Below are 14,359 nucleotides of genomic sequence, written 5' to 3'. Positions count from 1 at the left end.
TCGGGCGCGCGAGCGCGCCCGACTGGCCGATCAAAAGTCCATGCCGCCCATGCCGCCCATGTCGCCGCCGGGCATGGCCGGCGCCTTCTCGGGCTTGTCGGCCACGACGGCCTCGGTGGTGAGGAACAGCGCGGCGATCGACGCGGCGTTCTGCAGAGCCGAGCGGGTGACCTTGGCCGGGTCGATGATGCCCTCGGCGATCATGTCGACGTAGTCACCGGTCGCGGCGTTGAGGCCGTGGCCCGCCTCGAGGTTGGCGACCTTCTCCGACACGACGCCGCCCTCGAGGCCGGCGTTGACCGCGATCTGCTTGAGCGGAGCGGAGGTGGCAACGCGCACGATGTTGGCGCCGGTGGCCTCGTCGCCCGTGAGGTCGAGCTTGTCGAACGCGGTGGCGGCAGCCTGGACGAGCGCGACGCCGCCGCCGGCGACGATGCCCTCCTCGACCGCGGCCTTGGCGTTGCGGACGGCGTCCTCGATGCGGTGCTTGCGCTCCTTGAGCTCGACCTCGGTGGCCGCGCCGACCTTGATGACGGCCACGCCGCCGGCCAGCTTGGCGAGGCGCTCCTGGAGCTTCTCGCGGTCGTAGTCGGAGTCCGACTTCTCGATCTCGGCGCGGATCTGGTTGACCCGGCCCTCGATCTGGCCCTGGTCGCCGGCACCCTCGACGATGGTGGTCTCGTCCTTGGTGATGACGACCTTGCGGGCCTGGCCGAGCAGCTCGAGACCGGCCGACTCGAGCTTGAGGCCGACCTCCTCGGAGATGACCTGGCCACCGGTGAGGATGGCGATGTCCTGCAGCATGGCCTTGCGGCGGTCACCGAAGCCCGGCGCCTTGACGGCGACGGAGCGGAAGGTGCCCTTGATCTTGTTGACGACCAGGGTCGAGAGCGCCTCGCCGTCGACGTCCTCGGCGATGATCAGCAGCGGCTTGCCGGACTGCATGACCTTCTCCAGCAGCGGGAGGAGGTCCTTGACCGTCGACACCTTGGAGTTGGCGATGAGGACGTAGGGGTCCTCCAGCACGGCCTCCATGCGCTCGAGGTCGGTGGCGAAGTAGGCCGAGATGTAGCCCTTGTCGAAGCGCATGCCCTCGGTCAGCTCGAGGTCCAGCCCGAAGGTGTTGGACTCCTCGACGGTGATGACGCCTTCCTTGCCGACCTTGTCCATCGCCTCGGCGATGATCTCGCCGACGGTGGTGTCAGCGGCGGAGATCGACGCGGTGGAGGCGATCTGCTCCTTGGTCTCGACGTCCTTCGCCATGCTGAGCAGCTGCTCGGACACGGCGGCGACGGCGGCCTCGATGCCGCGCTTGAGACCCATCGGGTTCGCGCCGGCTGCGACGTTGCGCAGGCCCTCGCGGACCATGGCCTGGGCGAGGACGGTGGCCGTCGTCGTGCCGTCACCGGCGACGTCGTCGGTCTTCTTGGCGACCTCCTTGACCAGCTCGGCGCCGATCTTCTCGTAGGGGTCCTCCAGCTCGATCTCCTTGGCGATCGAGACACCGTCGTTGGTGATCGTGGGGGCGCCCCACTTCTTCTCCAGGACGACGTTGCGGCCCTTGGGGCCGAGGGTGACCTTGACCGCGTCGGCGAGGGTGTTCATACCCCGCTCGAGCCCGCGGCGGGCCTCCTCGTTGAAAGCAATCAGCTTGGCCATATCGCGTGCGATTCCTTATCGACGTGAGTCTGTGTGCGACACCAGGCGGGCTGCCCGCGACGGACGACCCGCTCCGCCGGCGATCCATTCACGCCGGCTTCTGCGGACCTCAGCGTCACCTGGGTCATTGTCACTCTCATGACGAGAGTGCCAACCTCATGTTTAGCACTCGCACCCCGAGAGTGCAAACGCCGCCCCGGAGGTCCGGGACGGCGTGTGCGGGTGCTCCGAGGAGCAGTGGCTCAGGGAGCGGGGGGCATCTTGACGAACTTGATGCCGGAGGTCACCTGGGTGATCGCGGTGGTGAAGATGTTCGCGAGCGACGAGCCGTCGGCCGCGCAGAAGAAGAAGTCACCGTCGGTGTTCTCCTTCGCGATGTCCGCGCCCTGGCAGCTGTTCGCCGTGCTGGCGTTGCCGGTGTTCGGGTCGGGGGACGCGACCTCGGCCAGGACGTCGCGCACCTTGCGCCCGGACGACGGGCTGCCCTTGACGCAGGACTGGGTCGCGGCGTCGCCGAACGCGATCGTGATGATCGTGATGTCCTTCTCCTTCGCGAGCTCCGCGACGCGGACCAGGTTCGCGCAGCCCTGGGGGCCGCGGGTGGCACTCTGCGTCCCTGCCGACAGGTCGCCCGAACCGAGAGCGGTGTCGCCGAAGCCGGCGGTCGTGAACCCGGACTCGTCCGGCATGCCGTCCGTCTCGAAGACGAGCACCTTGCGGGGGGTGCCGGGGCGCGGGGTCATCGACGCGGTCGTGCCGTCGAGGAGCCTCGCGACGCCACCCTTCAGTGCGCTGGCCAGGTGCGTGCCGTACTCCGCCGCGATGGACTGCGGCAGGCAGGAGATCCCGTCGACCAGCGCACTGGCGTTGTTCAGCGTGGCCACGGTGGTCGGCGACGCCACGGTGGCGAGGTAGTCCTTGGAGAACGGCACAGGGGTCCAGGTGCCCGCCTTGACGTCGGTCTGGCTGCCGAAGCCCGGCTTGGGGCGCGAGGTCGAGGTGGGCGTGCCCGTGGTCGGGGTGTAGTTGTAGGTGTTGATGACCGTGTTGGTGCTGGGGGTGGCCTTGGTGCTGGCCTCGGTGTAGCAGCGGCCGTCGTTGTTGGTGTCTCCCGTGCCGTCCCAGTGCCCGTTGTAGTTGCGCAGGGTGCTGGAGTCGGCGGCCTTCTCCTGGGCGACGGTGCAGCCGGTCAGGCAGCTGGTGACGATGAAGTCGTCCTTCTGCGGCCCGTAGGTCGACGTCTTGGGGGTGAAGCTCGACGTGCGGGACTTGTGCAGCGTCCCGAACGACACGTAGTGCATGGACGGCGTCATCACCTTGAGCATGCTCAGGATGGCCTGCTTCATCGCCTCGCGGTCCGCGTACTCCATGGAGGCCGTGCGGTCGGCCATGACCACCACGTCGAGCGGGTTCGGTGTCTCGTTGCCGCACGAGCCCTTGCAGGCGACGGTGGTGACCGATCCCGTGGTGCCCTCACGGCGGTCGTTGGCGCCTCGGGTGCGCAGCCAGTCGCCGATGCTGGCGAAGCCGAACGGCACCGCCTTCTCGTCGGAGACGCGCATCGAGTTGCACTTGTCGCCCTGCGCGGGGAAGCACGGGATCGCGCAGATGACGGTGTCGCAGCGCAGTCCCGGGTAGCTGGCCGCCGTGTAGGGCGCAGCACCCGGGTTGCAGGTCGCCGGGATCTGCTCGACGCGCACCGCCTTCGCGCTGCCGGTCGAGGCCACGATGCACCACAGGTCCGTCTCCGGGCTGAGGTCCGGGTCGAGGAGCAGCGCCATCTCGCGCGCCTTGGTCATCGCGCCGGTGCCGTTGTTGGGCAGCTCGTAGGCGCCGGCGTGGGCGGCCACGTCGATGTTGTCGTGGAGCTGCTGGCGCTCCATGGCCAGGGCGCTGATGTCGACCGCGATGGCGCCGGCGAAGAACAGCACGACGGCCATGAGGGCGACCATGAGGGCCATGGCGCCGTCCTCGTCGCGCTCGCGCCTGGCGCGGCGGAAGGGCTTGGTCATCACTCGATCCTCATTCGCATCGTCTTGCGGAGGTTGACCTGGTCGGAGCCCATCAGGCCCGGGACCGGGGTGATCCAGGGGTGGGAGTACGTGATCGTGAGGATCGCGGTACCGCCGGTGGCGCGGCCGGCCCAGCCGCCCGCGCAGGCCGTCGTGGAGTTGGGGCGCTGGCAGGTCAGGGTGATCGTCGCCGCGGCGACCCCGCTGTCGCCGAGGTAGTTCCTCACCGTGGTCTCGACGTCGCCGACGCTCTGCCCGAGGCTCGCGGCGCGGATGCCCTCACGCGCCGCGTTGTTGAGCATGGTGTAGCGGTTGATCGCGAAGCCGGCGTCGATCATGCCTGCGACGAGCGCGAGCAGGATGGGCATGAGCAGCGCGAACTCGACGGCGACGGCGCCACGACTCCCGCGCTGCCGCTTGCGGCTGTGCAACGTACCCACGATGGCCTTCCCCCTTCGGTGTCGCGCTCCCGGACGCGCGACCTGAGATGGCCTGCGCGCCGGGGATCCCCCCAGACACCCGCGCGCAGGTTCCCACCATCATCCGGGGAAGCGCGCTCGCGCCGCGCCCTCCGAAGAGGCCTTTCGTATAGCCCGTTCGGGCTATTTCCGCCTACCCCGGCGTCGTCAGGGCGCGCGCGACGAGGTCGGCGAACGGTCCGGCGTTGACCGGAGCCACGTCGAGGTAGAGGCCGGGCTCGATCAGCTCGAGCTCGCTCACCACCCACTCCCCCTGCCAGTGCAGGAGGTCGACACGCAGGTAGTCCACCGGGCGACCGAACCGCGCGGTCATGGCGGCGTACGCCCGCAGCACGAGGTCCGAGACGTCCCCGACGGGAACGTTCTGCACGGTGCCGCCGTGCTCCTCGTTGACGCGTACGTCGCCCTCCCCCGGTGTCTTGTCGAACCGGTGGGCGATCCGGCCGTCGAGGACGAAGACCGAGACCTCCCCGCGCGTGTGGATCGACTCGACGAGGGGCTGGACCACGACCGCGCCCCGTGCGACGACGGGCGCGGCCCGGTCCTCGTCGAGACCCGCCTCGAGGATCGTCAGCCCCTCGCCGCCGGCCCCGACCGCGGGCTTCACGACCGCGGTGCCCAGCCCGTCGACGGCGGCCACGAGCTGCGTCGCGCTGGTGACCCAGGCGGTGGGTACGCCCGGGAGGCCGTCGAGGTCGAGCAGGTAGCGCTTGTCGTGGTTCCACCCGAAGACGTCGGCGCCGTTGAGCAGCCGGCGCTGGTCGAGCGACCGGGCCCAGGCGAGGAACTCCGCGGGGCGCTCGGTGTAGTCCCACGTCGAGCGCACCGCGACGAGGTCGGCCGACGCCCAGTCCACGGCCGGGTCGTCCCAGCGCGCCCAGACGGCGTCGACGCCCCGCTCGCGCAGGGCGGCGTCGAGCGCGCCGGCGCCCGGCTCGCCCTGCGGCAGGTCGCCGCTGGTCGCGAGGAGGACCGTCATGCGTCCGGCAGCTCGGACGCACCGTAGAGCTCGTGCGCGACGTTGTCGCGGTTGGTGCCCTCCCGGTTGTCGCCCTTCTCGATGATCACGAGGTTGTGGTAGCAGTGCACCGCCCGGACCCACTGGTCGGTGTAGGTCGGCTCGTAGCCCTCGACGAGGAACTCCTCGTGGTTGAGGCCGTCGATGAGGTCCTTAACGAGGTCCATCGAGGTGCCCGGGGCACGCGGGTCGAGCTGGCCGCCCCATGCCGGCCAGTAGGACGTCTGGATGTCCTCGATGCAGTAGATGCCGCCGTCGGGCATCAGCGGGAACAGGATGCGGAACGACTCGCGCACGTGGGCGGGGATGTGGCTGCCGTCGTCGATCACGACCAGCGGGGCGCCCTGCTCGTCGATGATCCGGTGCAGGACCTCGGGGTCCGTCTGGTCGCCGAGGTAGGCGTGGATGTGCCCCCGGGTCAGCCAGGACTTGTCCTCGATGTCGAGGCCGACGATGCGGGCCTTGGGGAAGAACCAGCGCCACATCTTCATCGAGGCGCCGCTCTTGCGGCGCTTCTTGTAGCCGCCGATGCCGAGCTCGAGGAGGGTGAACGACTCCTTGCGCAGGTGCTGGAGGTGCCGCTCGTAGTGGGGGGTGTACTTGTGGACGCCCCACTTGTCGGTGCGGAACTCGATGGCGAGCTCGGTCAGGTTGCTGGCGAGGAGGCGCTTGCGGCGCTCCGCCTTCGGGTCGGCCGGCGCGGGGGGCTCGGGCGCGGAGGGTGCCTGCACGCGTCCGGCCTTCCGGGCGGCCTTCTTGACGGCCTGGCCGGCTCGTCGAGCAGTGGTGCGCACCCGCAGACCCTAGCCTGACCCGCCGACCACCGGCGCGTGGTGCCCATAGGGCACGTCCTCGACGACGTCCAGCGCCGCGAGCACCGACGGGAGCATGGCCTTGGCCGTGCGCTTGTAGCCGTGCGCGCTCGGGTGGAACCGGTCGAGGCTGAACATCTCGTCGGGGTTGGTGATGAAGAACGGGCCGACCACGTGGGCCAGCGACACCACCCGCGCGCCGCGGCGCAGCGCCTCCGTGCGCTGCGCGTCCGCGAGCTGCCGCGACGCGCGTGAGCCCAGGGTGCGCAGCGGCTGCGGCACGGGTCGCAGCGCGCCGAGGTCCGGGCAGGTCCCCACGACGACGTGCGCGCCCCGTTCCTGCAGCGCCTCGACCGCCTCGCCGAGGTGCCGCACCGAGTCCGCGACGGGGACCCGGTGGGTGACGTCGTTCCCGCCGACGACGATGACGGCTACGTCGGGGCGGTACGCCCGCGGCAGCGACGCGAGCTGGGCGGCGAGCATGCTGCTCTCCGAGCCGACGACGGCGGCGGTGCGCAGGCGTACGGACCGTCCCGCCCCCTTCGCGATCCCGCGCGCGAGCCGACCGCCCAGAGTGTGCTCGGGGCGCTCGGCGCCGAGGCCGGCGGCGATCGAGTCGCCGAGCACGAGCAGGTCCACCGGCGCGCCGTACTTCTTCTTGTAGTGCCGGTCCGCGGCCGGGGCCACCTCGCCGAGCGGCTTCCCGATCGCCCGCCGGGCCTGCGCCGCCTGGTGGCGCAGCAGCTCGCGCGCCCCGTACGCCGCCCCGCCCGCCACGGCGCCGAGGACGGTCAGGGCCACGACGGCCCGGGGCAGGAGCTTGCTCGTCACAGGTCACAGGGACCACACCGACCTGAACGCGCGCGCAACACCGTGCGTCGCCCGACCCAACGGTGCGTCACACATGGGTCCGGGTACTCAGGACATCCGGGCGGTGGCTGGGGACGCTGGGCCCATGAATGACACCACGGCTCCGCCTCTCGTCACCCGATCGGTGGCCCCGCAGCAGCTCACGTGGCTGCACACCGAGCTGGCCGACTGGACCGCGCAGGGCATCGTCAGCGAGGACCAGGCCGCCCGGATCTCGGCCCGCTACCACTCCCGGCACCATGCCCGCACCGACGTCGGCCGCGTGCTCCTCGTCCTCGGCGCCGGCTTCGTCGGCGTCGGGCTGATCTGGCTGGTCGCCGCCAACCTCGACGCCCTCTCCCCCGCCACCCGCTTCGGCGTGGTCGCCGCCCTCTGGCTCTCCTTCCTCCTCGGCGGTGAGGCGCTCGCCGCCCGCGGCTCCTCCCCCGCGCTCGTCGGAGCGGTCCGGCTGCTCGCCGCCCTCGGCTCCGGCGCCGTGGTCTTCCAGGCGGCGCAGTCGCTCCAGGTCCCTGCGTACGAGCCGCGGCTCGTCGGTCTCTGGGCCGCCGGCGCGCTGCTGCACGCCTACCTCGCGCGGGCGTACCTGCCGTTCGTCGTCGGCGTCGCGACCGGTGTCGCCTGGTGGTTCATGCAGCCGACGTGGGTCGACGGCGACGGCCTGACCTGGGTCGTCCTGCTGGGGGCCGGTGCGGTCCTCGCCTCCGGCCTCGCGGTGGTCCACGACGGCCGCATCGCCAGCTTCGCCTGGACGTGGCGCACGGTCGCCGGCGGCATGGCCCTGCTCGCGATGTTCGTCGCCGCGGTTCCCGACGTCGGGGCTGACGGGATCCGGTGGTCGACGTGGATGGTCGTCGCCGTCGTGCTGGCCGGCCTGGCCGCTGTCGCCGCCGCGCTCGTACGTCCCGGGCCGCGCGTGCTCGAGCCGGCCGGCGCGGTCGCCGTGGCCGTCGCAGCGACGCTGCTCGCGTCGTGGTCCACCGGCGCCGACGCGAGCGACGTCCGGACCTCCGACTGGCTGCACGCGGCCGTCTCGGTGCTCGCCTACGTCGCCCTCGCCGTCGGCCTCGTCGCACTCGGCACCGTGCGCGACCACCCGGCGCTGACCTGGATGGCGACGACGGGCCTGGTCGTGTTCACGACGTTCCAGAGCTTCGCGGTGTTCGCCCCGATCGTCACCGGCGCCTGGCTGTTCGTCGTGCTCGGCACCGTGTTCCTCGGCACCGGCTTCCTGGTCGACCGGGCCCGCCGCGAGCTCGCCCAGGCACTCGACACCTCCACCGACCCGAAGGGATCCGACCGATGAAGCGCATCCTGGCCACCGCCGTCGTCGCCGTCGCCCAGCTCGCGCTGGTCGGCGTGGGCGTGGCCCCGCAGCTGTCCGCCCGCCTCACCGGCGACACCTACCTGGTGCGGGTGGCGCCCGTCGACCCGATCGACCCGTTCCGCGGGGCGTACGTCGCCCTCGACTACCCGGACCTGGCCCGTCAGGACGCCGACGCGTGGACCGACGGGCTCGGCGTGGTGGACGACGGCCGCTCCGGGGACGTCTACGTCCCCCTCGTGGAGCAGGACGGTGTCTGGGTGGCCGCGGACTGGACCCGCCGGCGACCGGCGGACGGGCCGTACCTCGCCTGCGACGACCGCTCGTGGCAGGTGCGGTGCGGCATCGAGAGCTGGTTCCTGCCGCAGGAGGACGCCCGCGCGGCGGAGGACCTGCTGCGCGGCGGCGCCGTGGCTGAGCTTCGGGTCGACGGGCGCGGCAACGCCGCCGTCGTCGACGTACGCGCTCCCTGAGCGCTCAGAGCCGGCGTACGACCACCGAGAAGTAGGTCTCCTCGTCGGCGGCACTGAGGTCGGGGTCGATCGTGATCGCGCGCGGCACACCGCGCTCTGTCCAGTCGACCTCGACCCGGTCCGCGCGAGCCATCGCCTCGCGCAGCCGGACGTACATCCCGTCCATGGAGTAGCCGAGGGCGGGTCCGAGCCGCTTCTCCCCACGGGTGACCCGCCGGACGGCGTCGTCGCGGACCACCGTGCGGACCGCGGACTCCGGCGGGCAGTAGCAGCTCCTCCGGACGGTGATGACGTAGTCGTCGATCGCCCTGGACTGCCAGCGCTGCCACGCCGTCGCGAGCGTCGGGTCCTCGTGGATCCCCGGCACGAACGGGTCGACCGGCAGCGGGTCGTCGGCGACGGCGTACGACGGGGCCGCGCCGGCGCCCAGCGCGACGGCGAGCAGCAGGGCGAGGGACGAGCGCTGGAGGGGGTTCATGCCGCTTCGACGCGCGACGGCCATCGGACGGTTCCGGTCAGCCCCCGGCGACCGCCGGGATCACCGAGACCTGCACGCCGTCGGGCGTCGGGGTGGCGAGGTCCTCGAGGAAGCGGACGTCGTCGTTGCCGACGTAGACGTTGACGAAGCGGCGCAGGGCACCGGCCTCGTCGAGGATGCGGCCCTTGATGCCGGCGTAGCGGGCGTCGAGGTCGTCGAGCACGGCGGCGAGGGTGTCGCCCTCGGCGCTCACCTCGGACTCACCGCCGGTGTAGGTGCGCAGGATGGTCGGGATCCGGACGGAGACTGCCATGGGTGTTCCTTCTCCTCAGAGCACGTCGGCCGCGACGAACGCGTCGTAGCTGGGCGCGATGGTGGCGAACGGGGCGACCCGGTCCGAGACCGCGTCGAGGGTCTTGAGACCGTGACCGGTGTTGATCACGACGGTCTCGAGCGAGGTGTCGAGCTGGCCCGTCTCGACGAGCTTCTTGAGCACGCCCACCGTGGTGCCGCCGGCGGTCTCGGTGAAGATGCCCTCGGTGCGGGCCAGGAGGACGATCGCCTCGCGCACCTCGTCGTCACTGATGTCCTCCACGGCGCCGCCGGTGCGACGGCAGATGTCGAGGACGTAGATCCCGTCGGCGGGGTTGCCGATGGCCAGGCTCTTGGCGATCGTGTCGGGCTTGACCGGACGGATCGCGTCGGTCTCGGCCTTGTAGGCGACCGAGACGGGCGAGCAGCCGGTGGCCTGGGCGCCGAAGACCCTGTAGGGCTTGTCCTCGACGAGGCCGAGCCTGATCAGCTCCTGGAAGGCCTTGTCGACCTTGGTCAGCTGGGACCCGGACGCCACCGGGATGACGATCTGGTCGGGCAGGCGCCAGCCGAGCTGCTCGGCGATCTCGTAGCCCAGCGTCTTGGAGCCCTCGGCGTAGAAGGGACGCACGTTGACGTTGACGAACGCCCAGCCCTCCTCCTCGCCGGCGATCTCCGAGGCCAGCTTGTTGACGTCGTCGTAGTTGCCGTCGACGGCGACGAGCCGCTCGGTGAAGACGGCCGAGTTGACCTGCTTGGGCTGCTCGAGGTTGCTCGGGATGAACACGACCGTCGGGATGCCCGCCCGCGCACCCGCAGCGGCGACGGCGTTGGCGAGGTTGCCCGTCGAGGGGCAGGCGAAGACCTTGGCGTCCAGCTCGCGGGCCGCGCTGAGGGCGCAGGCGACGACGCGGTCCTTGAAGGAGTTGGTCGGGTTGGTCGAGTCGTCCTTGACCCACAGCTTCTCGAGGCCGAGCTCGCGGGCGAGGTTGCGGGCGTCGAGCAGCCGGGTGAACCCGGGCTCGGTGTTGGGGCTCTGCTCGATGTCCGTCGGCACCGGCAGCAGCGCCTTGTAGCGCCAGATGTTGCGGGGACCGGCGGCGATCTCCTCGCGGGTCACGGCCGGGTAGTCGTAGGCCACCTCCAGCGGCCCGAAGCACTCGGGACAGGCGTACGACGGGCCCAGCCCGACCTCGTGGCCGCACTCGCGGCAGGCCAGGGCGCGGGCGTTGCCGAAGGCACCGTCGCGCAGGCCCGCAGCCTGAGGCGGCGCGGTGACGGTCGTCGCGGCCGTCGTGTCGTTCTCGTCCAGCACGGTGCTCATGAAGTCCTCCTTCTCATCTGTCCCGCGCGGCTTTCGCGTGGGCCGGATTTGGCACCTGCTCCCGTGACTGTCGGACTGCGTCCGGACAGGAGGCTCACGGGTGGTTGCCGGGACTTCGACGGGCCGTTCCCTCAGTCCCTCGTGATGAGCACGCTCAGCCTAGGCACGGCGTCTCACGATGCGCACATCGAGTCCACGATGTGGGCGACGTGGGTTCCGGCTCGTGGTCAGGGACGTCGCACGAGGGCGCCGAGCAGGTCGACCATGCCGGCCGGGCCGTCGACGACGACGTCGGCGAGCCGGACGAGGTCGGGCTGCTCGTGGGAGGCGGAGCAGACCACCAGCCCGGGGAGGCCCTCCGAGCGCAGCGAGCGGACGGCCTCGAAGGCCTCGACGTCGCCGAGGTCGTCACCGCCGAAGACCACGCCGGCGGCCTCCTGCTCGGCGACGAAGGTGCGCACGGCCCGGCCCTTGTGCATCTCCCCCGAGCGCACCTCGATGACGTTGCGACCGGGCTCGGTCGTGAGGTGGTGGCGCTCGGCGAGCGCCGCGATCGGCTTGACCAGCCGGTCGAACGCTCCGGAGGGATCGTCCATGCGACGCGTGTGCACCGCGACCGCGAGCCCCTTCTCCTCGATGAAGGCGTCGGGGGCGCCGGCGCGGCGGAGCACCGACGGCAGCTCGCGCTCGAAGCTCGCGAGCCCGGCGGGCGGGCGGGGCGAGCGGATCCGCTGCTCGGTCGCCGACCAGCGCTCGTTGCCGTACTGGCCGAAGACGAAGAGCTCGGCGCCGCGGTCGAGCATGGCGTTGCCGAGCGCGTCGAGGTCGCCCATCGCGATGGCCTGCCGGGCCGGGCGTCCGGTGATGACGGCGACGGCGCGGACGACCTCGGCGAGCTCGAGCAGGGCCCCCGGAGCACCCGGGTGGAGGCGGGCCGCCTCCGGGTCGTCCACCACCGGCGAGAGCGTGCCGTCGAAGTCCAGCCCGACGACGGTGCCCGCGAGGACGTCACGCACGGCGTCGTAGTGGGCGCGTGCCTCGTCGGAGGTGAGCTCCATGGGTCAAGCCAACCACACGGGTCAGCGCGGAGCGTCCTCCGTCAGGATCACCGTCAGGCGGTCCCGCTTCATCACGCCGACCGCCGGGGCGGTGCGCGTGATGCCGAGGTCCAGGGCGAGCTGCTTGCCGGCGCGCTCGAGCCGCGGGGGGTAGTAGACGGTGCTGGTGGGGATCAGGCCCTGCCAGTTGTCCTCGCCCACGACCGCCCAGCCGACGCCGGTGGCCTTCGTCGCCGTGGCGGCGGCGAGGCCCTTGATCCCGGAGTTGTTGTAGACCTCGACGTAGACCTCGCCCCGCTTGACCTGCGGCTTGGGCTTGGGGGTCTCGGTGGGCGTGGCCTCGGGCTCGGGGCTCGGCGACTGGTCGGCGCTGGCGATCGTCGCGGTGTCGACGCGGCGCTCGGTCGGCGCCGGGTCACGGGTGGCGAGGAAGGTGATGGACGCCATCGCCACGGCGAGGACCGACAGCATCACGAGGGGGGACGGGAACGCCACCCCCCGCTCGTCGCGGCGACGCGGGCGGCGGGAGGAGGGGCGGCCAGGACTGGGGAAGAAGGCCATGGGGAAGGACCGATCGTGAGTGGTTGGTCAGGGTCGGTGGATCAGATCTCGAATCCGAGGCGGCGCGCGGAGCGCTGGCGCTGGCGGGAGGCGCGCAGGCGGCGGAGGCGCCGCACGAGCAGCGGGTCGGCCTCGAGCGCCTCCGGGCGGTCGATGAGGGCGTTGAGGACCTGGTAGTAGCGGGTCGAGGACATGTCGAACTTGTCGCGGACGGCCTGCTCCTTGGCGCCGGCGTACTTCCACCAGTGGCGCTCGAACTCGAGGATGTCCCGGTCGCGCTGGCTCAGCCCGGCGGCAGTCTCCTGCTCGGCTGCGGCGTGCTTCGCGGCGTCCATTGCCTGTTCCTCCTCGACCCCACGCCCACCCGTGGCCGGGCGGACTGCGGTCAGTCTAGGCGACGAACGACAACCATGTCATTCGCTCCCGGCGAGTCGTCTGGACAAACCGCGCGGGATCGACGGACGGGTGGTCGGCGGGGCCGGAGGAGCAACACCGCGGGGTGACCTGCGCGTCACCGTGCGTCGATAGGGTGGCTGCGTGAGCCGGACACCGCAGGCAGACCTCGTCATCGTGGCCAACCGGCTGCCCGTGGACCGCGTCCGCCTCCCGGACGGCACCGACTCCTGGCGCACCTCGCCCGGCGGTCTGGTCACCGCCCTCGAGCCGGTCCTGCGCAAGAACGACGGCGCCTGGATCGGCTGGCCGGGGTCGGCCGACGAGGACGAGATCGAGCCGTTCGTCGAGGACGGCCTCTCGCTGGTGCCGGTCGCGATGAGCAGCCAGGAGGTCGAGGAGTTCTACGAGGGCTTCTCCAACGGGACCCTGTGGCCGCTCTACCACGACGTCGTCGCCAAGCCGGAGTTCCACCGCGAGTGGTGGGACTCCTACGTCGCGGTCAACCAGCGCTTCGCCGACCGCGCGGCGACGGTCGCGGCCGAGGGCGCCACCGTGTGGGTCCAGGACTACCAGCTCCAGCTCGTGCCCCAGATGCTCCGCGAGCAGCGGCCCGACCTGCGCATCGGCTTCTACCTCCACATCCCGTTCCCGCCGGCCGAGCTGTTCAGCCAGCTGCCGTGGCGCCGCCAGATCCTCGAGGGCCTGCTCGGCGCGGACCTCATCGGCTTCCAGCTGCCCGGCGCGGCCGCCAACTTCGTACGGCTCGTGCGCAGCCGCGTGGGCCACAAGACGCACCGCGACACCATCTACCTCCCCGACGGCCGCCCGGTGAAGGCGACCGCCTTCCCCATCTCGATCGACACCGCCGGGTTCGAGGAGCTCGCCCGGTCCGAGGCGACCGAGAAGCGCGCGGCCGAGATCCGCGAGGCCCTCGGCAACCCGCGCAAGATCTTCCTCGGGGTGGACCGGCTCGACTACACCAAGGGCATCTACTCCCGGCTGCGCGCCTTCGGCGAGCTCGTGCGCGACGGAGAGCTCGACGTCGAGGACGCGGTCTTCGTGCAGGTCGCCACCCCCTCGCGCGAGCGGGTCGAGCAGTACCGCATCCTGCGCGACGAGATCGAGATGCTGGTCGGGCGGATCAACGGCGACCACGGCCGCATCGGCAGTCCCGCCATCCACTACCTGCACAGCTCGTTCCCGCGCGAGGAGATGGCCGCCTTCTACCGCGCCGCGGACATCATGGTCGTGACCCCGTTCCGCGACGGGATGAACCTCGTCGCCAAGGAGTACGTCGCCTGCCGCATCCACGACGACGGCGCGCTCGTGCTGTCGGAGTTCGCCGGTGCCGCCGCCGAGCTGCGGCAGGCGTGGCTGGTCAACCCCTACGACATCGACGGGATGAAGGCCACCCTGCTCGAGGCGTACGCCGCCGACGAGAAGGACAGCAACCGCCGGATGCGCGCGATGCGCAGGACCGTCACCACCCACGACGTCTCCAAGTGGGCCGACGAGTTCCTCACCGAGCTCGCCGGGCTGCCCGAGCACCACGACAAGTCGGTGCGGCGCCCCGCGAGGCGCTGACC

15 protein-coding genes and 1 riboswitch are annotated in these 14,359 nt (G+C 71.5%); of the genes, 3 read left to right on the top strand and 12 right to left on the bottom strand.

Translation table 11 applies throughout. The features are described from left to right. Positions 1-30 precede the first annotated feature (30 nt). From groL to F4692_RS11000, 6 genes are all read right to left on the bottom strand, one after another. On the bottom strand, positions 31-1,659 hold the full coding sequence (gene groL / locus F4692_RS11025; protein WP_179619691.1) for a chaperonin GroEL: 1,629 nt from the start codon (positions 1,657-1,659) through the stop codon (positions 31-33). 242 nt (positions 1,660-1,901) lie between these two features. Continuing rightward, complete coding sequence (locus F4692_RS11020; protein WP_179619690.1) at positions 1,902-3,671, bottom strand: Tad domain-containing protein; 1,770 nt, start codon at positions 3,669-3,671, stop codon at positions 1,902-1,904. After that, the gene (locus F4692_RS11015; protein WP_179619689.1) at positions 3,671-4,111 is read right to left on the bottom strand and encodes a TadE/TadG family type IV pilus assembly protein; all 441 of its coding nucleotides are present in this window, start codon (positions 4,109-4,111) and stop codon (positions 3,671-3,673) included. The genes F4692_RS11020 and F4692_RS11015 overlap by 1 nt, the downstream gene beginning before the upstream one ends. A gap of 172 nt (positions 4,112-4,283) precedes the next feature. Next, complete coding sequence (locus tag F4692_RS11010) at positions 4,284-5,129, bottom strand: ATP-grasp domain-containing protein (RefSeq protein WP_179619688.1); 846 nt, start codon at positions 5,127-5,129, stop codon at positions 4,284-4,286. Next, positions 5,126-5,962 (bottom strand): class I SAM-dependent methyltransferase, encoded by an 837-nt coding sequence (locus F4692_RS11005; RefSeq protein WP_179619687.1) that lies wholly within the window; start codon positions 5,960-5,962, stop codon positions 5,126-5,128. The genes F4692_RS11010 and F4692_RS11005 overlap by 4 nt, the downstream gene beginning before the upstream one ends. 9 nt (positions 5,963-5,971) lie before the next feature. Then, a complete protein-coding gene (locus tag F4692_RS11000; protein ID WP_308645262.1) occupies positions 5,972-6,811 on the bottom strand; it encodes an SGNH/GDSL hydrolase family protein in 840 nt (279 codons plus the stop codon). A gap of 124 nt (positions 6,812-6,935) precedes the next feature. Between F4692_RS11000 and F4692_RS10995 the strand changes: the two genes are divergently transcribed. Further along, positions 6,936-8,153, top strand: a complete 1,218-nt coding sequence (locus F4692_RS10995; RefSeq protein ID WP_179619686.1) for a DUF2157 domain-containing protein — start codon at positions 6,936-6,938, stop codon at positions 8,151-8,153. After that, positions 8,150-8,644 carry a GDYXXLXY domain-containing protein gene (locus tag F4692_RS10990; RefSeq protein WP_179619685.1) on the top strand — a complete coding sequence of 165 codons (495 nt, stop codon included), beginning with the start codon at positions 8,150-8,152 and terminating at the stop codon, positions 8,642-8,644. The genes F4692_RS10995 and F4692_RS10990 overlap by 4 nt, the downstream gene beginning before the upstream one ends. 4 nt (positions 8,645-8,648) lie before the next feature. Here the strand turns inward: F4692_RS10990 and F4692_RS10985 are convergent, their stop codons facing one another. From F4692_RS10985 to F4692_RS10960, 6 genes are all read right to left on the bottom strand, one after another. Continuing rightward, positions 8,649-9,122: a DUF6174 domain-containing protein gene (locus F4692_RS10985; RefSeq protein WP_179619684.1), complete on the bottom strand. Its 474-nt coding sequence runs from the start codon at positions 9,120-9,122 to the stop codon at positions 8,649-8,651. Positions 9,123-9,159: 37 nt separating this feature from the next. Next, on the bottom strand, positions 9,160-9,435 hold the full coding sequence (locus F4692_RS10980; protein ID WP_179619683.1) for a MoaD/ThiS family protein: 276 nt from the start codon (positions 9,433-9,435) through the stop codon (positions 9,160-9,162). Between the two features lie 15 nt (positions 9,436-9,450). Next, on the bottom strand, positions 9,451-10,758 hold the full coding sequence (thrC, locus tag F4692_RS10975; RefSeq protein ID WP_179619682.1) for a threonine synthase: 1,308 nt from the start codon (positions 10,756-10,758) through the stop codon (positions 9,451-9,453). Between the two features lie 10 nt (positions 10,759-10,768). Then, positions 10,769-10,909, bottom strand: a riboswitch (SAM riboswitch). 76 nt (positions 10,910-10,985) lie between these two features. Next, positions 10,986-11,816 (bottom strand): trehalose-phosphatase, encoded by an 831-nt coding sequence (otsB, locus tag F4692_RS10970; RefSeq protein WP_179619681.1) that lies wholly within the window; start codon positions 11,814-11,816, stop codon positions 10,986-10,988. Positions 11,817-11,837: 21 nt separating this feature from the next. Beyond that, positions 11,838-12,311, bottom strand: coding sequence for a LytR C-terminal domain-containing protein (locus F4692_RS10965; protein ID WP_308645261.1), 474 nt, complete (start codon positions 12,309-12,311; stop codon positions 11,838-11,840). Between the two features lie 107 nt (positions 12,312-12,418). Beyond that, positions 12,419-12,712, bottom strand: a complete 294-nt coding sequence (locus F4692_RS10960; protein ID WP_179619679.1) for a DUF3263 domain-containing protein — start codon at positions 12,710-12,712, stop codon at positions 12,419-12,421. A 202-nt stretch (positions 12,713-12,914) separates the two neighbouring features. Between F4692_RS10960 and F4692_RS10955 the strand changes: the two genes are divergently transcribed. Then, entirely contained in the window at positions 12,915-14,357 is a 1,443-nt protein-coding gene (locus F4692_RS10955) for an alpha,alpha-trehalose-phosphate synthase (UDP-forming) (protein ID WP_179619678.1), read from the top strand. Positions 14,358-14,359: the final 2 nt, after the last annotated feature.

Origin of the sequence: Nocardioides cavernae (assembly GCF_013410035.1) — a bacterium.
In the GTDB taxonomy this organism is placed as follows: domain Bacteria; phylum Actinomycetota; class Actinomycetes; order Propionibacteriales; family Nocardioidaceae; genus Nocardioides; species Nocardioides cavernae_A.
Note: the sequence above shows the minus strand (reverse complement) of the source record. Positions and strands in the feature narration are given on the sequence as shown.